At 41.7% G+C, this 23,036-nt stretch carries 17 protein-coding genes and 3 pseudogenes; 8 read left to right on the forward strand and 12 right to left on the reverse strand.

Features of this window, described 5'->3' with window-relative positions; translation table 11 throughout:
* Positions 1–68 precede the first annotated feature (68 nt).
* Together DP117_RS15260 and DP117_RS15265 are read right to left on the reverse strand one after the other, a co-directional pair.
* Positions 69–1,670 (reverse strand): CocE/NonD family hydrolase, encoded by a 1,602-nt coding sequence (locus DP117_RS15260; protein WP_169219150.1) that lies wholly within the window; start codon positions 1,668–1,670, stop codon positions 69–71.
* 642 nt (positions 1,671–2,312) lie between these two features.
* Positions 2,313–6,680 (reverse strand): DUF4347 domain-containing protein, encoded by a 4,368-nt coding sequence (locus DP117_RS15265; RefSeq protein WP_169219151.1) that lies wholly within the window; start codon positions 6,678–6,680, stop codon positions 2,313–2,315.
* Between the two features lie 802 nt (positions 6,681–7,482).
* On the opposite strand from DP117_RS15265, the gene DP117_RS15270 reads away from it, so the two are divergent.
* On the forward strand, positions 7,483–7,896 hold the full coding sequence (locus DP117_RS15270; protein ID WP_169219152.1) for a group II intron maturase-specific domain-containing protein: 414 nt from the start codon (positions 7,483–7,485) through the stop codon (positions 7,894–7,896).
* 531 nt (positions 7,897–8,427) lie between these two features.
* Positions 8,428–8,958: a hypothetical protein gene (locus tag DP117_RS15280; RefSeq protein WP_211176125.1), complete on the forward strand. Its 531-nt coding sequence runs from the start codon at positions 8,428–8,430 to the stop codon at positions 8,956–8,958.
* A gap of 290 nt (positions 8,959–9,248) precedes the next feature.
* Here the strand turns inward: DP117_RS15280 and DP117_RS15285 are convergent, their stop codons facing one another.
* The 3 genes and pseudogenes from DP117_RS15285 to DP117_RS15290 all read right to left on the reverse strand — a co-directional run bounded on the left by DP117_RS15285 (position 9,249) and on the right by DP117_RS15290 (position 11,106).
* A complete protein-coding gene (locus tag DP117_RS15285; protein WP_169219154.1) occupies positions 9,249–9,704 on the reverse strand; it encodes a cupin domain-containing protein in 456 nt (151 codons plus the stop codon).
* Positions 9,705–10,085: 381 nt separating this feature from the next.
* A pseudogene (locus DP117_RS36235) lies at positions 10,086–10,187 on the reverse strand (isochorismatase); the annotation flags it as partial.
* 136 nt (positions 10,188–10,323) lie between these two features.
* Positions 10,324–11,106: a cysteine hydrolase gene (locus DP117_RS15290; protein WP_169219155.1), complete on the reverse strand. Its 783-nt coding sequence runs from the start codon at positions 11,104–11,106 to the stop codon at positions 10,324–10,326.
* Positions 11,107–11,183: 77 nt separating this feature from the next.
* On the opposite strand from DP117_RS15290, the gene DP117_RS15295 reads away from it, so the two are divergent.
* Positions 11,184–12,581 (forward strand): amidohydrolase, encoded by a 1,398-nt coding sequence (locus DP117_RS15295; protein ID WP_169219156.1) that lies wholly within the window; start codon positions 11,184–11,186, stop codon positions 12,579–12,581.
* 20 nt (positions 12,582–12,601) lie between these two features.
* Here the strand turns inward: DP117_RS15295 and DP117_RS15300 are convergent, their stop codons facing one another.
* The gene (locus DP117_RS15300) at positions 12,602–13,063 is read right to left on the reverse strand and encodes a hypothetical protein (protein WP_169219194.1); all 462 of its coding nucleotides are present in this window, start codon (positions 13,061–13,063) and stop codon (positions 12,602–12,604) included.
* A 155-nt stretch (positions 13,064–13,218) separates the two neighbouring features.
* Here DP117_RS15300 and DP117_RS15305 point away from each other — a divergent pair.
* Positions 13,219–13,772 (forward strand): annotated as a pseudogene (locus DP117_RS15305) (Uma2 family endonuclease).
* A gap of 80 nt (positions 13,773–13,852) precedes the next feature.
* On the opposite strand, the gene DP117_RS15310 reads toward DP117_RS15305, so the two are convergent.
* On the reverse strand, positions 13,853–14,368 hold the full coding sequence (locus DP117_RS15310; RefSeq protein ID WP_169219157.1) for a hypothetical protein: 516 nt from the start codon (positions 14,366–14,368) through the stop codon (positions 13,853–13,855).
* Between the two features lie 485 nt (positions 14,369–14,853).
* Here DP117_RS15310 and DP117_RS15315 point away from each other — a divergent pair, with 485 nt between their 5' ends.
* Positions 14,854–16,356 (forward strand): glycosyl hydrolase family 57, encoded by a 1,503-nt coding sequence (locus DP117_RS15315; protein WP_169219158.1) that lies wholly within the window; start codon positions 14,854–14,856, stop codon positions 16,354–16,356.
* Positions 16,357–16,388: 32 nt separating this feature from the next.
* Positions 16,389–17,039 (forward strand): annotated as a pseudogene (locus tag DP117_RS15320) (Uma2 family endonuclease).
* Between the two features lie 152 nt (positions 17,040–17,191).
* Here DP117_RS15320 and DP117_RS15325 read toward each other — a convergent pair.
* Positions 17,192–17,827 (reverse strand): SH3 domain-containing protein, encoded by a 636-nt coding sequence (locus tag DP117_RS15325; protein ID WP_169219159.1) that lies wholly within the window; start codon positions 17,825–17,827, stop codon positions 17,192–17,194.
* A 529-nt stretch (positions 17,828–18,356) separates the two neighbouring features.
* On the opposite strand from DP117_RS15325, the gene DP117_RS15330 reads away from it, so the two are divergent.
* On the forward strand, positions 18,357–19,091 hold the full coding sequence (locus tag DP117_RS15330; protein ID WP_169219160.1) for a glutathione peroxidase: 735 nt from the start codon (positions 18,357–18,359) through the stop codon (positions 19,089–19,091).
* A gap of 77 nt (positions 19,092–19,168) precedes the next feature.
* Here DP117_RS15330 and DP117_RS15335 read toward each other — a convergent pair whose 3' ends face one another.
* The 3 genes from DP117_RS15335 to psaK (DP117_RS15345) form a co-directional block, all read right to left on the reverse strand.
* Entirely contained in the window at positions 19,169–20,365 is a 1,197-nt protein-coding gene (locus tag DP117_RS15335) for a site-2 protease family protein (protein WP_169219161.1), read from the reverse strand.
* Between the two features lie 309 nt (positions 20,366–20,674).
* Positions 20,675–20,953 carry a photosystem I reaction center subunit PsaK gene (gene psaK, locus DP117_RS15340; RefSeq protein WP_339381256.1) on the reverse strand — a complete coding sequence of 93 codons (279 nt, stop codon included), beginning with the start codon at positions 20,951–20,953 and terminating at the stop codon, positions 20,675–20,677.
* A gap of 209 nt (positions 20,954–21,162) precedes the next feature.
* Positions 21,163–21,420, reverse strand: coding sequence for a photosystem I reaction center subunit PsaK (psaK, locus tag DP117_RS15345; protein WP_169219162.1), 258 nt, complete (start codon positions 21,418–21,420; stop codon positions 21,163–21,165).
* A 179-nt stretch (positions 21,421–21,599) separates the two neighbouring features.
* On the opposite strand from psaK (DP117_RS15345), the gene DP117_RS15350 reads away from it, so the two are divergent.
* Complete coding sequence (locus DP117_RS15350) at positions 21,600–22,232, forward strand: phosphoribosylanthranilate isomerase (protein ID WP_169219163.1); 633 nt, start codon at positions 21,600–21,602, stop codon at positions 22,230–22,232.
* Positions 22,233–22,294: 62 nt separating this feature from the next.
* Here DP117_RS15350 and folE read toward each other — a convergent pair whose 3' ends face one another.
* The gene (gene folE / locus DP117_RS15355; RefSeq protein ID WP_169219164.1) at positions 22,295–23,005 is read right to left on the reverse strand and encodes a GTP cyclohydrolase I FolE; all 711 of its coding nucleotides are present in this window, start codon (positions 23,003–23,005) and stop codon (positions 22,295–22,297) included.
* Between the last annotated feature and the right edge of the window lie 31 nt (positions 23,006–23,036).

The raw sequence follows: 23,036 nt of genomic DNA on the forward strand, positions 1-23,036 counted from the left end.
CACCTGGTGCGTAGCCATTGCGGACTCTTTTATGTTAGTTGATTGCAGGAATGGAGTGCGATGTGGCGCTATATTTGTGTTGTCACTACAGGCAATATGATTTGTGATGAACTTTCACCACCGCAACTCACCATCAAGGTGATAATTTCAGCATCTATACCTGAGGCTGAATTATTCCCAGGATTCATTGCATACGCTGGGAAACAAGAAGCACTCAAACTCAAACGTAACGCATTCTTTCTAGAAATTTTCGCACAAGTCGCCTGTAGGTGAATTGTTCTTTTGACGCGATGCTTCCCATTTTGGCAACGCAAATAACCTTGAGTCAAATTGTACACTCTTCCGTCAGGGTAAACCTCTGACAGCACTGCACACAAATCATAACTCTCCTTATCAGATAAACAGAAGACTTCAACTACAACATCACCCGCCAAATACAAATCTGTCTCTAAAGTCTCAGTTGTGTAAGTTAAGACATCTGAACGGCAATCGATATGTGTTCTTTCAAAACAACCAGCCCCAATTGCAGCATGACCACCTAATGATGGGACAGGTCGCCAAGGGTCATGAACGATTACATCGTCGGTACAAGTTTCGGGACAAGTTGTGGCGAGAATACCTTCCCCTTCCCTGATGCTGGCAAGTCCGGTGGTTGACAAAAAGTACGATTGCTGGTTTGAGCTTAATAAGCTAGGATAACCGTGCCATATATTACTTCCGATTTCAAATAGCCAAACAGGCAACTCGTTCAGTAATCCTGTTTCAATGCCTTTGAGAAACTGGTCAAACCAGCATAGCTGCATTCTATCTATAGGACTTCCTGCATCTGGACCAAAATCAACCGCACCCACTTTACGACTCCAAGGCAAATGTGCCCAAGGTCCAATTAACAGTTCTTGTCGATATGCACTTCTAGCAGCAATATCTTTATATAGATTTAGAGTGCCGCGCAAGTACGTATCAAACCATCCTCCTATGTGGAACATGGGTAAGTCAACATCTTTGAGATATGTTTTTGGGGAAAGTTTTTCCCAATATTCATCAGGTTGAGAATGTGCCAACCACTCGTGATAAAAAGAATCTGGAGCAAAGTTTTTTAAAACTTCTCCAGAAGTGAGATTTGAGCCGTATAAAGGTAAATGACGCGAAGCTTCAAACAGCGCTTGGTAAGCTTTTTCATCTTTTTTTATCCGGGCAGTTTCTGTCGCTAATTGAATTGCCCAAGCGAGATTGCTTTGTAAACAGAATGCGCCTCCTTCATAAGCCCAATCTGTGTACAAATCATAGCCAATCATAGCAGGGCAAATTGTTTTTAGGGCGCTTGGTTTGGCAGCAGCAGCGTAAAGTTGAGTCATTCCTTGGTAGGAAAAGCCATACATCCCCACCTCACCCGTACTACCACGTAAATTTGCTGCCCAGTTAACTGTATCTTCTCCATCTTCAATTTCATGAGTAAAGAGTTGGAAGTTTCCTTGTGATGTACCGCGTCCCCGGACATCTTGAATGACTACAATGTAGCCGTGGGAAGCGTACCAGGTAGGATGAGCGTAGACAACAGTGGAGGCGATCGCCCTACCATAGGGTTGTCGCATTAATAACACAGGAAACTCTCCATCAGTATCAGGGCGGTAGATGTCTGCATCCAAGCGCACACCATCACGTGTGAGCATGGATACAGTTTGTTTAGGAAGGACTTTGAGCATGAATTATGATGCAGGAATTAAAATTCGCTTTTTTGTGTCAGTTTGTGTTAGTTGCTGTTTTGGCGATCGCCAAAACAGCACAACAACTCCTCCCACTCTATCAACAGATATTAAAGAATGCGTTCAAACTTATCATTCAAAAACTGACTACTTCGACGCGTCTACACTGCGTTACGTATGCCCTCCCTTGCCCGCTACGGGCAAACACATTTTTTTTGCATGCATTGGGATGCTCCTCTCCTGTTGTGATTTGAGTACGGAAAATTAAGGTTTTAAAACAGTACACAGTAAACAGTGAACAGTGAAGGAGTCAGGAGCGGAGCCGGAGCCGCTCCGCCTCCGTGAAGGAGTCAGGAGCGGAGCCGGAGCCGCTCCGCCTCCGGTCAGAAGTCGGAAGTCGAAAAACTCAATTCTTTATTTCTTCCTTCTGAATCAAGAATTGCACCAATTGCTGAATTCTTCTTCAAACTGATAACTGATAACTGGTAACTGTTAAAGTGTCGTCATTCTCAAGAAACGCGATTTTTGACCAATTAATTATCAATTATCAATTTGATAATTGCTAATTGATAATTGATAATTAATGTTGACCCTGGTGCAAGATATAACTTAAGCAATACTCAAATTCACTCTGACAGTCATATCGTTGTAATCCTTATCACCCCCACTTGGTAAATCCTCAAAGCCAAAGGTGTTATTCCCCAATAAGCGAATATGGTCAACTTTATCTGAGTTAGCTCCTAAGAAGGAAAAATACACTGCGGGATCGTTATTTGGATTTCCATCTAAAATTGCTTCCGGTCTGTTATTAGCAATCATGAATGGTGCCAAGATAGAACCAGGGCTAAGATTAGCTGTGAATGTGGCAGTACTTTGATTGCCCACTGTCAAGTCAATTCCTGCAACACGTCGCTGCACTGCAGCTTGAGTATAACCTGCATCACCAGGACGCAAATCTACTGTCCCGTTACCATCGATATCAATACCACCATTTGCATCAGCCACTTGATAGAAGCCGACGAAATTGTCATTTCTTGCTTCTCTGTTTAAAACAAAGTCTGCTTTGATCTGCTGAGTTGACACATTGCGCAAATCAATCAGTTCTCCAAAAGAATTTCCCTGAAGACTAGCGCCCAGAGGTAATGATTGATTTGTAGCCTTAATCTTCACTACCAGATTCTGGAAGTCAGAAGTATTGCTATTTGATGCATCATTCAAAGCCAATGTAAACTCACCATTCCCCAAGTCTGTCACTTTTTGCGTTAAGGAGTTGGAAAAGATGAGGTCTTTGGTAGAAGTTGAACCAGCTTGCACAGCGTCAATACTATTATTGTTGACCAAAAAGAATTGCAAACGTGCTCCTGAATTAAATTCAAGTAGACGTGTTAAGTCAGTATTAAACCCATTAGGAACTTTAGTAATGACCGAGAAAATGGTGCTAGCTCTTGAAAGTGCAGCTTGAGCATAATTTTCTGTACCAGGAGCAATACCATTAATTCTTCCTTGCTCATCATCAACAACAAACACTCCCAGTTCATTCACCTGCTTAGAACTTGCTCCGGTGAGAGTGACTTCAAGTTTTGGTTTGCCGCTATCAGAAATGCCTTCTAACTGGAAGATATTGTTAGACGCTAGTTTCAGGGTAGGAGCAGCTTTGCTGCCACCAGGAGTGTTAACAGTATCAATGCTAATTGCAGCAGTGTCAGTTGCACTGCTAAAGGCAGTTGCGCCACCATTAACGGTTGTATCTGCAAGACTACCGTTAGTACCAGTGCTTTGGTCCCACGCACGGAAAGTCAAAACATTGTTGATGTTGCCATTAAAGTTGGCGTTGGGTTGGAAGTAAATCCGGGTGTTGGGATTAGCTGCCAAGAGGCGAGCATTGGCATTGGATACAGATCCCAAGGATGTCCAGTTATTGCCGTTGTCAGTGCTGTAGAAGAAGGTGCCATTGGTAGTATCAGCATTTGTGATGGCAATACCTGTGAGTGCATCTTTATCTGAGTCAATAACGTTACCTCCAAGACTGACTAAGGAGGAAACAAGGGTACCAACTGCCCCTACTGGTGTACCTGCATCTTTTTTAATTGCAGTTAAGGTGACGTCAGTATCACGGAGAGTAGGAGCATTGTTGACAATACCAACGCTAATTGCAGCAGTGTCAGTCGCACTACTAAAAGCAGTTGCGCCACCGTTGACGGTAGTGTCCGTAGTGCTGCCGTTGCTACCACTGGTTTGGTCCCATGCACGGAAGGTCAAAGCATCGCTGATGATGCCATTAAAGTTGGCGTTGGGCTGGAAGTAAATCCGGGTGTTTGCATCAGCTGCCAATAGACGGGCGTTAGTGTCGGATACAGAACCCAAAGCTGCCCAATTACTACCGTTGTCGGTACTGTAGAAGAAAGTGCCGTTGGTAATCTCAGCATTTGTGATGGCAATACCTGTCAGGGGATTGCTGTCTGGGTCGGTGACGTTACCATTAGTACCCAAACTTACCAACGAAGAAACAAGCGTACCAACTGCCCCTATGGGTGTACCTGCATTTTTGTCAATAGCAGTTAAAGTGACGTTGGTATCACGGAGGATAGGAGCATCATTGACGGCATCAATGGTAATTGCAAGAGTGTCAGTCGCAATACTAAAAGCAGTAGTGCCACCGTTGAGGGTGGTGTTTGCAGTGCTGCCGTTAGTACCACTGGTTTGATCCCATGCACGGAAGGTCAGAGCATTGCTGATAGAGCCATTGAAGTTAGCGTTGGGCTGGAAGTAAATACGAGTGGTTGTATCAGCCGCTAGCACACGGGCGTTAGCGTCAGATACAGCTCCTAAAGCTGTCCAGGTACTGCCATCGTCGGTACTGTAGAACCAACTGCCGTTGGTAGTGTTAGCGTTTGTGATGGCAATACCTGTAAGTGCATTATTTGTAAGTGGATCGTTGTCTGGGTCGGTGACGTTAACACCAAGGCTAACTAACGAAGAAACAAGGGTACCAACTGCTCCTGTGGGTGGACCTGGATCTTCAACTATATTCAGGAAGAGGTTGGTATCACTGAGGATAGGAGCATCATTGACGGCGTTGATAGTAATTGTGCTAGTGTTAATCCCAGTACTAAAGGCAGTCGTGTCACCGTTGAGGGTGGTATCTGCGGTGCTGCCGTTGGTACCACTGGTTTGGTCCCATGCACGGAAAGTCAGAGCATTATCAATGGTGCCATTAAAGTTGACGTTGGGCTGGAAGTAAATCCGGGTACTTGCATTAGCCGCCAGTAGGCGAGCATTGGTATCAGATAAAATTCCTACAGGTATCCAGCTGCTGCCGTTGTTGGTGCTGTAGAACCAATTGCCGTTGATATTGTCAACATTTGTGATCGCAATACCTGTGAGTGCATTGCTGTCGGGGTCGGTGACGTTATCACCAAGACGGACTAAGGAGGAAACAAGGGTACCAACTGCTCCTACGGGTGTACCTAGATTTTCGTTAATCGCAGTTAGGGTGATATTACCTTCACGCAGAGTAGGAGCATCATTGACAGAATTGATGGTAATTGCGGCAGTGCCAGTTGTACTGCTAAAGGCAGTTGTACCACCACTAATGGTGGTGTTCGCAATGCCTGCGTTGGTACCACTACTTTGGTCCCACGCACGGAAAGTCAGAGCATTGTTGATGGTGCCATTAAAGTTGGCTTTGGGCTGGAAGTAAATGCGAGTCACTTCATCAGCCGCCAATAAGCGAGCGTTTGTATTAGATACCAACTCTAAAGCTTCCCAGGTGTTGCCATCGTCAGTGCTGTAGAAGAAGCTACCGTTGGTAGTGTCTGCATTTGTGATGGCAATACCTGTAAGTTCACTGCTGTCTGGATCGATGACGTTATCACCAAGACGCACTAACGAGGAAATAAGGGTACCAACTGCTCCTGTGGGTGTATCTGCGTCTTCGTTAATCGCAGTTAGACTGACGTTGGTGTTTTTTAGAGTAGGAGCATCATTAACGGCATTGACGGTAATTGCAGCAGTGTCAGTCTCAGCACTAAAGGCAGTTGCGCCACCGTTAGCGCTTGCATCCCCAGTGCTACCGTTAGTACCAGTGGTTTGGTCCCAGGCACGGAAGGTCAGAGCATCGATAATAGAACTAGAACTACTGAAGTTGAGATTGGGCTGGAAGTAAACGCGGGTGCTTGCATCAGCCGCCAAGAGGCGCGCGTTGCTATCGGATACAGATCCTAAGGATGCCCAGTTGCTGCCATTGTTGATGGTGTAAAACCAATTGCCGTTGATAGTGTCAGCATTTGTGATGGCAATACCTGTGAGTGCGTCGCGATCAGAGTCAATAACGTTACCACCAAGAGTCACTAAGGAGAAAACTGGGGTACCAACTGCTCCTGTGGGTGTACCTGCATTTTCGTTAACGGCACTCAGGATGACGTCAGTATCATTAAGGATAGGAGCATTATTGAGCACAGATGGATACGCTGCCATAACCTCAGAAGGGAATGCCAGTGGTTGATTAGAAATGTTGCCAATGTTGACTTCTAGGTTCCAATCACCCCCCAAAATAGCATTACCAGTGAGGTTGGCGGAGGCAGCAACATTTGCTTTCGTCAGTTTGTGTAGTTTGGTGATGAATTCTACCCCAGCATCACCTGCAGCGACATTGCAACCGTAGATGAGAAGGGAGGGAACTTGAGAGAACCGAGGGTGAGAATCTGGAGAGAACCAATGCTTGAGTTGGTTAGTGTAGAGTTCTAGGCTGTTGAGGCTGAGTTCACTATTACCTAAGTAAAGCGTTCCCGAAGAGCCGTGAGAAACTATGTGGACATTTTCCACTCCACGGTATTGAGATAGTACCTGGGTAATTTGTATGACTCCATCTTGCTCGGGGTCAAGAACAATAGTCTTGATATCTGCTACAACACTTTTCAGTAAAATTTCGTACTGGTTGACAGATGGATCAACGAAAAGAATGCTTGTAATCTTCATTTGATGGCTTATATAACAATATAACGTTTTAAAACTGATGACTAACCGTTCATTAATAGGAAACTAAAGGATGTAGAGAGTTCTAAGTATTTGTCAATCTTTCTAAAGTAGCCACTAGTACCGCTCCCAAGTCAGTCAAAATGGACCGGAGGCTGCGCGGTGAAGCAGCGCTGCGGGAGGGTTTCCCTCCGCAGGCGACTGTGAACCCGAAGGGCGCAGGCGCAGCTGCGTCCCGCTGCGCTAACAAAATGCTCATGATGTAAGCTTTTCGTTGATTTTGTAGACAAGGGAGCGGCTTCGGGCAGGGTATGGGTGCTTTATTTTGGCCACAGTGTACTAGCCATGAGAATTTCGATTGGCAACACTAAGTTAATACTCTGTGTCTAGGTATTTTTATTGCTTTGTCTTTTTATACAAAGTTGGTAGAAGCACTCAAACCAAAATTTGTTAATACCTGTTCAACACTACTTTGCTGACTTTCGTGTTTCCGTATAAATCATCAGTATTTTCAAAACTTTTATACTAATATTTAGTTCTAATGAAGCTGTAAAAATTTTGGTAAAAGTATTTTTCTTTTAGTGTATAGTTGACAAAATTTACTCAAAATATGGGCAATAGACAAGTATCGTATTGGACTCAAACCAGTTATTTGTCATATTTGGGTTGATGAATTAGCAGTACCGATGACAAATATTATTTTCTGGAAGTTTCTTAATATTTAGCACATACGCTGCATCCACATCTAAGTGAAGATGGTCAAGCAGGATTTGATTTTCTGGGACACCATATTCAGCATAAAAAAGTGGGTAAATACCGAGAAAATAAAAATAGTTCTGGTACCCGTCTTGGTTTCATTACTCTCATTACCCCTTCAAAAAAGGCGATTGATGCTCACAAAAAAGATATGAAAAGCATCATCACAAAATGCAAGTCTCGTTCCCAAGCGGAACTAATTAAAGACCTTAACCCTATTATTAGGGGATGGGCTGCATATTATAGAGTCTCAGACGCCGGAACTGCTGGGGATTTTGCCCGGTTAGATAGAATAACCTATCTTCGATTGAGAAGATGGGCTAAAAGACAAACTGGAAGCATTAATCAGGGTCATCAAAAATATTGGCATACCATAGGCGACAACCATTGGGTATTCACCACTAGACCGGATAGTAATGGATTAAAGTTACTATCACATATCGAATTTCACAAAGCGTGTTAACGACTATGTCAAGGTTAGAGGTGATAAAAGTCCTTATGATGGTGACACTATCTACTGGAGTTTAAGGTTAAGCAATCATCCCGATTTACCTACTACTAAAAGGAACCTACTTAAGCAACAAAAAGGTAAGTGTCTGGGATGTGGCTTAAATTTTCTTGAAGGTGATTTGTTGGAGATTGACCACATCAAACCCCTAAGTTGTGGAGGTAAAAAGGAATGGAACAATCTTCAATTACTGCACCGTCATTGCCACGATGTCAAAACTACTACTGATGGTAGTCAGAAGTCCCGTAATGACAATAGGGAATCACATTGAGTAGCCGTGTGAAGGGACAACTTTCATGCACGGTTTCGGATGGGAGGGGTGGAACAGTAATGTTCCCCTCGACCCTAACAATGGGACACCTTGTAAAGTAAAGAAAGCACTAATTTAATTACGTAAGAATCAAAATATATGTAATAAATCTACACACTTAGATTGATGTAGCTGGGAGAAGTATAGAATGTTAATTTCCTAAAAATTATCAAACTATGCAATTTCAGCAGAAAAATAAATTAGCAAGATTGATTCTGACAATTTCTCTTTACTGTTTACCCTTATTAGCTTGTAACCAGCCACAACCAATCATTCCAAACAATCAAACACCAAAAGCCACAGAAACCCCAGCAATCCCTACAGCGAAACCTCTATCTCTACAAACATCATTACCACCAGATAAAAATTATTTTCTCGATAATCAAATCTGGGGCAACCCTGGAGATAAACAAAATTTAATTCAAGCCATTGACAATAGTTTAAATTATCTAAAAACTTCAGAAGCCAAAACAGCTTATGAGAACTATACTCCTCCCGAAATTACCAAGAAAAGAGTAGAAAAAAGCCTGAAAATATTTCGAGAATTAGTCAGTAATTCCCAAAATTCCCAAGAATTACAAGCCAGTGTCAACAAAGAATTTGTCTTTTACAAATCTATTGGTACCGATAACCAAGGAACTATTGTTTTCACAGGTAGGGGTGTGACTGAGAAGGTAAAACTTCCCAGCGTTCGTTCCCAGGCTTAGCCTGGGAACGAGAAATTGAGCCTCTGGTTCTTAGTCAAGCAATAAATCAAACTATAGCAATCCTATTTGATTTGTGAGAATTGAAAGCCACAGATTCCCGAGCGAGCAATTGTCAATTATCAGTTATCAATTATCAAATCGATAATTGATAACTGTTCATTGTTCATTGTTCGTTGATTCCTGACAAATTTTACGAAGTCGGGAATCAAGTTTGCTCACGAATTATTTAGGATTGCTATGTAGATCACACAAAGAAGAAATCTGTGTATATTTGTGGTTGAATCTATGTTTTAATATGGCATTAAGCTATCTACTCTCCCCAACACTGCCATATCTTCTTCATCTAACTCCACTGGCGTACCACTACGAATTAATTCCGCAAAATCTTCATTAGGAACCATAATAGTCAGCGTATATAAGCGACCATAACCTATATTTTCAATCAAATGAGTGCCAGTGGGAGGAACTAACAAACTATCTCCTGCTCTAATTCGGACTCTTTTGCCATCACAACTAGCGATTCCTTCTCCTTTGAGGACAAAAAACATTTCCACCGCCCATTGATGACGATTAGGCGGTGTTTTGCCACCAACATCAAAAATTTCTACGCAACAAGTCAAAGAAGTATTCGCACTTGCTGTGTCGAAGATGATTGCTAAGCGATTTGAGTCATGGGGAGTGATGCGATATGCTTGGTAATCTTTGGGAGATTTGACAACAGGAATAACACAACTAGCGACGGACATGATTCATCTCCTTTATATTTATCAAAGGGTATATGACAACTTGAGTTTTGAGTTTTAATATGTCATTAATTTCGTCTATCTTGTGTAGTTCAATACTAACTAACAAAATAACTATTCAACTCTTTCAACAGTCAAATTTATGAAAATTAAACAACAGATGAATTATAGATGCATGCAGAGAAATTATCTGTCCCTACCCTCCGGGCGTCTATGCTTCCCCTTCGCATCGCCAGCGGGCTATGTCTAGAGGACATGCTATGCGCTTCGGTTCACGGAGGGTAAGGTTAATCGATATACATCTGTCGGTGATTCTAAACACCCATTCATCATACTTTTGTAAGAAGTCTATTCAAGACTTAGCACTTATAACTCAACACTTTGTTAAAGTGCTGTTACAGTTGTTTGTAAATCAGTAACAAAGCTAAAGCACTGGTTGAGGTTGTAAAGTGTCGCTAACCAACAATACTCAACAAAAGTTGTGGCGCAAGGAATCACACAACCAGTCATGTACATAATTTATTTCCTTGATGGTTATCTGGGTTGTAAAAAGTCCTAAGTTTTGAAGTGGTGTTCATATCTGTATGGTTATATGGTCAAATAGAAAAAGCCCAATCACTATTCAACGCTCAACGCTTTGTTGAAGTGCGCTTAAGATTGCTTGCGAATCACTCACAAAGCCAAAGCACTGCTTAACGTTGTAAAGTGTTGCTAACCAACAATACTCAGGAGAAGTTGTAGCAGTACAATCTTTGACTAAGATGCAGTCGTATCCTAAGAAGTTGGCATCTTGTAAGCTAGCCATTACACATTGATCTGCATTAACTCCTGCAAACAAGAGTGTCGTTGTGCCCAAGTTCCGCAAGATACTATCTAAAGGAGTATCCCAAAAACCACTCATACGGTATTTGTCCACACGAATATCTTGGGGTAATTGTTCTAGTTCATCGACTACCGCCGCCGCCCAACTACCTGACATGAGTACCTTAGCACCATTACTAGGTAACGGATCACCTAATCCCACGCCTTCGCCTGTGGGGTTGTAGACGTGAAGCACATTGGCACTAATATTAAGTAAGTCGGGACGGTTTCCCCAATTCACCCAGATTACGGGTACACTCTTGTCCCGAAGTTGAGGTAATAAGATTTGTAAAGGTTGAATGGGTTGCCGTGCTTTTGTGATATCTACACCGATATGCGCTAACCAGCCATCAGAGTGGCAGAAGTCGTTTTGCATGTCAATGACGAGAATGGCAGTTTTTGCCAAGTCAAAGCGCAGAGTTTTAGTTTCTGTTGATAAGATAACCGGTTGTGGGATCTGGGGAGGACGAGTGATATCTGCAAACTTATCGTTTACAGCCCATGCATTTGGTGCAATTCCTAAATTCCGAAGAGGTATATTCATATTCCAAAACCCAACACCATTCCTTTTTTAGCTTGAAAATCTCCTAAAGGTGTCATTACTTAATCAAGGTTAAAATCGTGAATTTTACTATCCAAAATGTTTTGATTGCGACTGTTGATGATTATGCAACTGTGGATGTGCAAGTTGTAGATGGGGCGATCGCCTCTATTGCACCGAGTCTAGAGGTTATCGGTACAGCGATTAACGGTGAAAATAAACTCCTCCTACCAGGATTTTTCAACGCTCACACCCACTCCTCTGAAATATGGCAACGAGGTATAATACCACCGTTACCTCTAGAATTATGGTTAGCACAACTTTACGACTTTGCCCCTCTTGATACAGAAAAAGTTTACCTTAGTGCTTTGGGAACAGCAGTAGAAACTCTACTTTCTGGTGGTACAAGTGTCGTAGATCATCTCATCCTCATTCCTGGAAAAGAGTTGGAAACAATTGCAACCGCTGTTCGGGCTTATAAGGAAGTTGGTATCCGCGCCTTTGTCTCGCCTCTGATTCAAGATGAATCCCTCAGTGCTGGTATCCCATCCGGAGAAACTGAGCAAAATCACGAACCTTTTTTTCGCTCAACTCAGGCGACACTAGAATTGATAGAAGAAGCTGTCAGACAGTTTCATCGCCCAGATGAAGGTGTAAGTCTTTTAGTTGCGCCTACAGGAATACAATTATGTTCTGATGCTTTGTTCCAAGGATGTATTGAGTTAAGCAATAAGTACAATCTTTGTCGTCACTCTCATTTACTGGAAACCAAGGCGCAAGAGAAACTCGCGCAACAAAAGTACGGTTGTACTGCGGTTGAACATTTGAAAAGGATTGGTTATTTAGGCGATCGCACGTCCCTTGCCCATTGTATTCACTTAAGGGACACTGATATTACCATTCTTGCCGAAACCCAATCTACAGTTGTACACAATCCCTTAAGTAACTTGCGTCTAGGCAGTGGTATCGCGCCGATTTTGAAATATCGTCAAGCTGGAGTCAACGTGACTTTTGGTTGCGATGGTGCATCTAGCAATGATTCCCAAGACTTACTAGAAGCCATCAAAATAGGTTCCATACTGCACAACGTCACAGATTTAGATTATCAGCACTGGATAACACCTCGTCAAGCAGTGGAAATGGCATCTAGTGGAGGTGCAAAAGGACTCAACATGGTTGATCAACTTGGTTCCCTCACCGTCGGCAAAAAAGCTGATTTCGTGCTGTATGACCTCACCAGTTTATCACTCTTACCACGTACAGACCCCATTGGTTTATTAACTCTCGGTCGTCCCACCAATGCTGTTGAGAGTGTGTGGGTAAATGGCAGGCAGATAGTCGCTAATGGTAAAGTAACTACCATTGATGTAGATGATTTGCGTCAACAACTCTTTCAACACAGTCACTGGGATACAAAGCGCAAGTCTGAAACTGTGGCTCAACTTGAAGCTCACTATCGCACAGTCATGAGTTTGTAAAAACTAAGAGAGTGGGTTCATCATCTTTTTTCTTCAATCTTTGTATAACCCACTCTCCAATTACGTGGATCCTTCAACTCATCTTTCTTACCTTGTGCAATAAGTCCAACAGCAATCCGAGTCTTAAATAATGCCTTCATTAAGTAATGTCCTGGTTTAGCATAAACGCCATCAGCAACAGTCGTACCAGCAAAATTAAATACTCCACAAAAAGTCCCAGCACCTTTTATTGTGACTGTGAAAAACTTATCATTAAGATATCCACCGGGGATCATAAAAATCGCGTAAACATGATGCTCACCTCGCCAAGGCTCAACGATAACTTTGTCAGGATGTGTATAGTGTCTTTCACTTCCTGTTGCTTGAACAACATTTGATTGCTGACAAGTTAGGGCGTTTGGTAGTTTTGAGATAGTCGTCCAGCTAAGGACGAGAATTAAGGTTAATGCAAATAAAAAGTAAGTAATTTTACTTTTGTACATTTGTGACATGTAGCACTACAGATTATAGGGTAACGCATTCTATATTGTTGTGGAGGAATCACGCGTGTGCTTCATATAGTTAACTACAATTGAGGATATGCAAGGTAAACTCACACTCCTCACCTTGTATGCTATTGTTACGCATTCATCCACCTATGACTTCCACTGAAATAGTTCGTTGGACAGTTGCTGATCTAGAACTCCTACCTGATGACGGTAGACATTATGAGATTATTGACGGAGAGCTATTTGTGACCAGAGCACCTCACTGGAAGCACCAAAATGTTACTATTAGAATTGGCACGGCACTGACCATTTGGTCAAATGAAAATGGCTTAGGCGAGCAATTAACCCTGGTTTAGTATTCTCCGAAGCTGATAGCGTCATTCCTGATGTGGTTTGGGCTAGCTATGAGCGATTAGCAACTATGCTTGATGATACTGGACATCTTATTGCTGCTCCGGAACTAGTGATTGAGGTGCTGTCTCCAGGCGAAAAGAACGAGCGCCGTGATCGAGAATCTAAGCTGAAATTGTATTCAACTTACGGAGTTTTAGAATATTGGATTGTCGATCATCAGCTACGCAAATTGGAAGTATATAGACGCGATAACGCCATTTTAAAGTTAGCAGTAACACTCTATGCAGAGGATGAATTAACGAGTCCCATCTTGCCAGAATTTCGTACTATGGTTAAGCAATTTTTCTGATTTGAGGTGTTCTTTTCAAAAGAAGTCAGGATGAAGTCAGAATAATGTAGATTGTCCTGGCATAATTTTATCAAGTTTAATCAACTTTTGCTTTCCTCTTCTACACTTCTACGTAACTCGATAAATTGCTTACCATCATCTGTGACTATGACATAATCTGAAAGGTTATTATCTTTATAAGGAATGTCACGAATTCTACCAACCTCTACATATCCTATATCTTTCAGGTGATAAAGTTCTCTTTCCAGAGCATCACTCATTTCATAAGAACCAAAGCTTCCCGCAGCCAGTTTTTTCAGAGTTTCAAACATTGATTTAGGTATAGATAACAAAATTAGCTTGTCTGTTCTTGTTTTAGTCGTAGAGATTTTTTTCCCGATTGAGTTGATTTTACTGTCTAGCTTTCCTCTATCAAAAGTCAATGCAATAACCTCATCAAGCTGAGGAATAAAAAACAGAAGAAATGCAATAGCAATGATTGCTACAAAAAGGAGTGGAGTTGGTTGTCTTGAAAATAATAAAATGAGCAACACTGCTTCGATACATATAATACAGATAAACGCTGCCCACCATTTTGCTGAATAATCTTGAGTCACAATCTTTCTCCTGACAACTCTCAATCTCAATGATTTTGGTTGAATGAATTTAATTATAATTGCTTTTTCACTAAAGGGTTTCTATCTTCATCATATAAAGTGTTGATGGATGAGCAAGTCGTTTTCGCTTAACAACAGAATTAAATCTGACGATTGACTTCAGAGAATGATTTTGACTTCTTCTAGTCGCCTTCTTGAATAGTTTCTCTCGAGTCTAAAATTTTCCTGTCCTGATTTCTATGACAAAAAAGTAAATCAGTAGAAATCAAGTACACTAGTGAGAGTAGGTGCAAAAAGATGTGAATAACTCAGCATCTTACAATCGTTTGCAGTGCCTGATTCTTAAAGAAGGTGTAAAATGCGCGATCCACAGATTAAGATTGATCCGGGAACTCTTGTCTTAATTTTTTCTCTCCTTTTGCTCTTACCTCTTTTGCTGACTGGTTTCTTTTTTTAAAAGTTATTGAAAAATTGGAATAGTAACTATGACGACAACACAATCCTTTACTAATCTGCCTATTTTGGAAGAATTCAAAACAGGATTACCCAATATTTGCGGTTGGGAAGCAGAAATTCGTTCTGTGGTTCAACAAAATAAACCCGTATTTTTAAAAACTACAAATCTCCACTTAGAAAATATCACTGCTGGATTTGCTTGTGCTCTTCATATGCATCAACCCAGTATTCCTGCAGGTGCTAACGGGGAACTTATCAGCAATCTTCAGTATATGTTTGAACATCCTCATCAAGGAGATAACCACAACGCAGAACCTTTTGCCTGGTGCTATAGCCGCATGGGAGATTTTATTCCCCAACTCATATCTGAAGGTTGCAATCCTCGGATTATGCTCGATTATTCAGGTAATTTGTTGTGGGGGTTGCAACAGATGGGACGAGAAGATATTATCAATAATCTCAAACGTATGACTTGTGACTCCCAATATCAGCCTTACGTCGAGTGGTTAGGAACAATGTGGAGTCATGCAGTGATTCCTTCCACACCAATTCCTGACATTAAACTCCACATTCAAGCTTGGCAACATTATTTTGCAGCCATTTTTGGCTATACTGCCTTAGAGCGAGTCAAGGGTTTTTCTCCCCCAGAAATGCACTTACCTAACCATCCAGATACTTTGTTTGAATATATCAAAGCTCTCAAAGAATGTGGATATCGTTGGCTCATGGTGCAGGAACATTCAGTAGAACGTCTGGATGGTTCGGGCTTACGTCATGATGATAAATATATTCCAAATAAATTAGTTGCCCGAAATTCTAAAGGTGAAACTGTCAGCATTACAGCATTAATAAAAACTCAAGGTTCTGATACAAAATTAGTGGCTCAGATGCAGCCTTATTTTGAAGCCAAAGGAAGAAGTCAGCAGCAAATTGGTAATGTTACAGTTCCCTCTTTAGTCACTCAAATTGCGGATGGGGAAAACGGTGGCGTCATGATGAACGAATATCCCCGCGATTTGTTTAGAGTATATCATGAAATTCGTGATTCAGGAAACAATCACTCAGGAATTGTTGCACTCAATGGTACTGAATATTTGGAATTAATCGAAGCTGCAGGAGTAAATCCAGATGAATATCCAATTTGTCAAGCTGTACAGCAACACAAAATTTGGCAGCGAGTAGAACCAGAAAATGCAACACCCGAAGCCGTGGAAAAAGCAATTTCAGAATTAAAAGAAACAGACCATCAATTTCATATGGATGGTGCTTCTTGGACAAATTCTTTAAGTTGGATCAAAGGTTACGAAAATGTCTTAGATCCGATGAAGAAACTCAGCGCTTTGTTTCACGAAAAATATGACTCATTAGTTCAACAAGATTCTTCAGTCACACAGAGTTCCGACTATCAAAAAGCATTACTGTACAACTTATTATTGCAAACAAGTTGTTTCCGATATTGGGGACAAGGAATGTGGACTGATTACGCTCGCGAACTTTATCAACGAGGTGAAGCGCTACTGGAAGTAAGCTAGGCTAAATACTAGAAACACTGGAGGTTCACGCTATGGTTAATCCCCTCCCCATCATAGATACTGTTCCAACTGATATCTGGGTTGACGCGACTTGGGAAGAATTTCTGACTTTTGCAGATGATCCCAGCTTAGAAAGTGGTAGATTTTATTACGACCAAGGCTACATGAGAATTGAGATGGCTGCACTAGGTTCTGCACATGGTTATGATAATTCAATTGTTTCAACTGTGATTGTATTGTATGCAGCAATCAAAAATATTTCAATTAAAGAGCTCACAAATACAACTTTTAAAAAAGCTAAAGTTCGCGGTGCTCAACCTGATATTGCTTTTTATATTGGAGAAAATTTGAGGCTTCCTCCCCGAAATAATTCCTCTGTCAATCTCAATGAGTCAGATACACCTACTTTAGTTGTTGAAATTGCAGCTTCATCTTTATAAGATGATACAGAACGCAAACAAAAACTTTACCAACGTTTAGGAGTTCAAGAATATTGGGTCGTTGATGTTAATGCTAGCAAAGTCATTGCTTCTTCTTTATCTGAAACACAAAGTCACCTGATTCGTGAATCTCAAGTCTTACCGGGATTAGAAATTGCACTAGTTGAAGAAGCTCTCAAGCGCTCTCAAACAGAAGATGATGGAGCGATCAGTCGTTGGTTACTCGCAACATTTCATCAATGAGGATAATAAGTAAGGAAGCATCCTTTTGTCAATTATCAATTTCCGAGATGACTGCCCGAAATTTAATTATCAGTTATCAGTTATCAATTATCAAATTGATAACTGATAACTGTTCATTGCTCATTGATTCTTGACCCTATTTGCTTCCACTATTACCCTTCGTAAACAATAAAATGAGTTGGTTTGTAAGCGCGAATAAACTTTGTCATAGTGTCTTTTTCCTCAACAGTTGGTGTGGCAAAACAACCTGCTGTACCACTGTTAGCATTTTGCAGCAAAGCTGACGGATCGTAGTGAATACCTATTTCTGAGCGTCCTGTGTTGAAAGTAGGTGTCACTGGAGACCAAACACCACCAAATTCTCCTCCTTTAAATTCTACTATTCCTGGATAGTTGAAAGTGTAAATTCCAAAAGGTAAAGGCGTTTGAGAACCAGCAATATCAGATGGAGTTTGTTTGTTAACTCGACCAGAAATACCTCGCACTGTATTCACAACCTGATTTCTGCTATCAATAAGTCGAGTCTCGTATACTCTCAAACCACCACCGATGGTTTTTGATGAGCGATTAGCAACTACTCTCGCTCCTTTGATGATTGTCAGAAACTCATTCGCTACCCAACGATTCGTTCCAATTTGTACCCAATTCCTGTTTCCTGCATAGACAGGTTCGCTGTTTACGTTCACTTCAGTACCATTGATTAAAGAATCTATTTTTTCCCCGTTTGGAAGCTTGCGAACTGCGAGGGAGTCACCATCTTTTGTTGAAACGTAAGCAATATAACCCATTTACTTATACCATTAGCTAGTTAAAAATATTAGATCAAGGAGTTGTTTTTGCACTCCCCTTAAACTTCAACTCGTCCTTAGAAGATTACGGATATTTTGCGGTTTCACTTCTGTCTACAAAGCCTCTAATTCTTATTTTTCATCCAAAATTGATGTAAGCCTCATCGAAAAGCTAATTTTTGAGACTAACTTACTCCCGAACCGCTATAAGATTACCTAACCTTCGTTTTTTCTTTCTACCCGAAGACTGCGCGAAGCTTGTAAATCCCAAGGGGACACGCCTAAGGAACGCGGTATGCCCTCCCTTGCCCGCTAGGCTAACGTTAAATTCGGTATTCTTCGGGCGATTTAGGAGTAGTACTGCGTTTCATAAATTCGTGGCGTTGTTTGTCATACTGCACAAACGCCAACAAAATAACATACATAATCTGACGAACTTGTGTCATCCTATACTTAGTCAACTAACACTTGCAAAGTCGTACTCATCATGAGTATGATTTATCAGGAGATTTATTCAGGAGCTAAGCATATGTTGCCTAATCGAGAAGGACAAAAAGTTCCCAATGTTACCTTTCGTGCGCGTCTGGATCATAAGTGGGTAGATATGAACACTAATGACCTATTCGCAGGTAAAACTGTAGTCGTCTTTTCCCTACCGGGAGCGTTTACTCCGACTTGCTCATCAACTCATGTTCCTGGGTACAACCATTTGGCAAGAGTTTTCAAAGAAAATGGCGTGGATGATATCGTCTGTGTCTCCGTCAATGATGCTTTTGTCATGAATGAATGGGCGAAAGAGCAACAAGCACAAAACATCACTTTTATACCTGATGGGAATGGTGAATTCACAGAAGGTATGGGAATGCTTGTAGATAAATCTGACTTAGGGTTTGGCAAACGCTCTTGGCGCTATTCTATGTTAGTGAAAGATGGGGTGATTGAAAAGATGTTTGTTGAGCCTGAGGAACCAGGCGACCCCTTTAAAGTGTCTGATGCAGAGACAATGCTGCGATATATCAACCCTCAAGCAGTTAAACCTCAATTGGTTTCTCTGTTTACAAGAGTTGGTTGTCCCTATTGCGCTCGTGCTAAATCTATGCTATCTGAACGTGGCATTGATTATGAAGAAATTGTTTTGGGTAAAGATGTTACACCTAGAACGTTACAAGCTGTCACAGGTGCATCCACTGTTCCCCAAGTGTTTGTGAATGGCAAACTTATTGGTGGTTCTGAAGCATTAGAAGCTTACCTAAGCGCTAGTTAGCGTTGTAGGCTTTTAAATAGCATACTTGAGGTGCATGACTTTGTTGAATAGTACACCTCAAGTATGCTAATAACTGTTTACGATTGAACCGATTTTGCAATGACTCCCAATTGCAAACCAGGCGGATAACTTTTTTCCTCTTTGATACGCTTAATCTCAGCTTCAGTGATTCGCAAATTTAACTTTTGTGCTAACTCCCGCACAATATCTCCTCGATCAATTACACCAGCAACAGCACCCGCAGGAGAAAGCACGGTAATGCGGGGCAATTGTTCATTTTCCAGTTTGTTAATCACCTCTACTATGGAAGTTGACTCGGCAACAGTAGGAATTTCTGTCAGAGGATGTACAATACTTTGAACAGGTAAGGTTTCCCACTGACTTCTTTCCACAAGGCGTAAATCGTCTATGGAAACTATGCCTCGGTAACGTCCATCAGACTCAGCAAAATAAACTTCAACCGTACTGGCGTCCAACAGGTAAGAGTCGGCAAAAGAACGCAAAGTCTGATTAGCATCAACTACCCGAAAGTCACGAGTCATAGCATTGGCGGCAACCAGATTGAGCAAGGTTTCTTGTAATATTGTGATGCGGTCATAGCTGTTGGCATTGCGGATACCAAACCAACCTAACAAGGCTATCCACAAACCAGTGACTAGTTCCCCTGTTAAATAATCTACTAACATCCCTAGGGCGATCGCCCCGTAACCTAAAATTTGCCCCGCTTTTGCTGCTAACCGTACCGCTTGAAAACGGTTACCTGTTGCTTTCCAAAGTGCTGCTTTTAAAACTTGTCCACCATCTAAGGGTAAACCAGGAATCAGGTTGAACAGCGCCAAAACTAAGTTGATTCTCGCTAAATCTCCAACCATGACGCTGGCAGGACTGTTATCAGGCAAAATATTTACTAGCACTCTGAGGATGGCAAATAAGAAAACACTCACTGCTGGTCCGGCAATTGCCACTTGAAAAGCTTTTCCTGGGGTTTTAGACTCTTCTTCAATAGAAGCAATGCCACCAAAGAGAAATAAAGTAATCGAATTGACTCTTATACCTTGCGATCGCGCTACTAAACTGTGACCCAATTCGTGCAATAATACTGAACCAAAGAGTAGCAATGCCATTACCACTCCAGCACTCCAAGCGAGAACTGTTCCCCACGCTTGGTAAGCTACCCCAAAGTTAAGGGTTGCCAACCCTAAAATGACAAACCACAGAGGGTCTAAAAACAGTGGTATTCCGAATAAAGACCCGATTTTCCAATTTGTTTGCATTACATTTTCCTAAAACTAGATATTTTCAATTGTCCACAGGTCTGTTTCATATGTTGTTTTTTACACATATATAATTTTCCCGTATTAACTGTCGCTTGCTGAGATTTGGAAAATCAGCAATGGCTGCTGAATACGCTCCAATTTCTAGAATAGACAATTCCTGCTAGCAAACAAAACTCAAACTAGAAGCGCAGTCATTTCAGAATTAAAAACAGAAGCGGTAGGACCATTACCTTCAAAATGTGCCTTGAAGGGAAAAAGACCTGCCGCCTCTTGTGCTTAAAATGTAGTATTTATGTAATCTAAAACCTAGATAATACCGAGATTGGTCAAGCCCAAAACCGCACCAATACCAACAAGGTGACCAGTACTCATCGCGGCGAGAAATGCACCAACGCTAGGATTATTAAATATTGAAGGAAAAGGTAGTGGCATTTTAGGACCAACGTGGGGGTAGCGAATCACCCGAGGAATAATCAAAACAGCTAATATGCAGCTGACAGTGATAATTAGAAATCTGTTGAAGTTAAATTCAGCGCCAGTATTGGGAACGGTAGCTTGAATTGCCAATAACACTGATGAAATCACGATTCTTCCTCCTCGCATGAATAAATTCATTTATCTGTGTAGAGACGCGAGATTGGTGCGTCTCTACAGTCATGTTTATCGTCTGCTAATGAATTAGCAGAATCCTCTTTCTTAGGGAGGTGTTAATCTCTCCCAAGAGTCATAACTAGATAGAGCGAGAAAGAATGTGATGAGGGATACAGAGATATTGTTGTGGCACGTCTCAAAATTTAGAGTCCACCGATATTTGTCAGCCCCAGAACGATGCCAATCCCGACAATATGCCCAAAACACATAGCACCAATGAATGCTGGAATAGTTACGGGAAGTATAGGCAGTTTAGGACCGACTTTGGGAGATTTAGTAAAGGATGTCAGTAAAAGAGCTACTAAGCAGCTGACGCTGATGATGATTCCTATAGTGGGATTCCACTGAGGTGTTGCGGGAACAGTGGTGGCGGCAGCTGCTAGTAAGATTGATGAAATCAAGCTTTTTTCTCCTAAATAAAAACATTGACAACTGGTCAGTCATTAGCATTAAGCTTAGCGAAATGCTGACTGCTGATTGCGTGAACTATAAAAATTATAGAATTTTAAAGGAAAGAACTTGAAATTGTTTATACAACTTCGGTTTGTTGTAACTATTACTACTCTTATCAAAAATATTTATGCGGATAAAGATTTGCGGTATTACTCAAGCACAACAGGGTCAGGCGATCGCCTCTTTTGGAGCAACAGCATTGGGATTTATTTGTGTTCCTGCTTCACCCCGTTATATCAACGCAGGGCAAATTCGGGCAGTCGTGGAACAACTGCCCGAAAAAATTGACACAATTGGAGTTTTTGCCAATGCTACCACTTCTGAGATTACTCAGACTGTGGTTAATTCTGGTTTAACTGGCGTTCAACTGCACGGAGATGAATCCCCGGAATTTTGCCAGCAGTTGCGTGAATTGCTACCAAATGTAGAGATTATTAAAGCTCTGAGAATCCGTAGTTTTGAGGATGTTGAAAAAACGGCAACTTATACTTCAAACGCAGATACGCTGTTACTTGATGCTTACCATCCACAGCAACTAGGTGGCACAGGCACAACTCTAGACTGGAAGATGTTACAGCAATTCAGTCCTAGCTGTCCTTGGTTTTTGGCTGGGGGACTGACTCCAGATAATATTTTAGAAGCTTTGACTCAGATTACCCCCAGTGGCATTGACTTATCAAGTGGTGTAGAACGTGCCCCTGGAGATAAGGATTTAGACAAGGTCGCTAAATTATTTGAGAGGCTGCGTTCAAAGTCGTGAGTTGTGATCAACACTCCCACTTATCTGTTGCTTGATAACTGATCACTGATAACTGATAGCTGTTAAAAGAACGCTGATTGGTGACGAATTAAGTTGAAGAATTCTTCACGAATTTTATGCTCTTCTTGAAACACGCCCAGCATTGCGCTAGTCACAGTCCAGGAACCAGGTTTTTGTACACCTCGCATAACCATGCACATATGTGTAGCTTCCATCACAACGGCAACTCCCTGCGGTTCTAGAATTGTCTGAACTGCTTCGGCAATTTGACGAGTGAGTCTTTCTTGCACTTGCAAACGGCGGGAATACATCTCAACAATGCGGGCAAGTTTACTCAATCCCACAACTTTTTGATTAGGGATATAGGCAACATGAGCTTTGCCCATAAAAGGCAACATATGGTGTTCGCACATGCTAAAAACATTGATGTCCCGTACTAACACCATCTCATTATGACCTTCATCAAAGATGGCACCGTTGACGATTTCTTCTAAGGATTGGTTGTAGCCACTGGTGAGAAACCGCATTGCCTCTGCAACTCGCTTGGGTGTTTTCAGCAATCCCTCGCGTTCAGGATCTTCTCCAATCCCCACTAGAAGAGTTCGTACGGCTTCCGTCATCTGCTCGATCTGCTCCTCTGTTTGCGGGTGCAAATCAGCTTCCCGTCCGTTGTGAGTGTTGCGATCTGGTCTTGTGGTGATGGTTTCTGTTAAGTCTGAAATGAGAGGAAATTGTTGAGAGCGGTTACTACCGTTGGAACGAGCAATAGTCATGATGTCGAATCTTGGTTAAAGTTTCTGTAGT

Origin of the sequence: Brasilonema sp. UFV-L1 (assembly GCF_012912105.1) — a bacterium.
GTDB lineage: Bacteria > Cyanobacteriota > Cyanobacteriia > Cyanobacteriales > Nostocaceae > Brasilonema.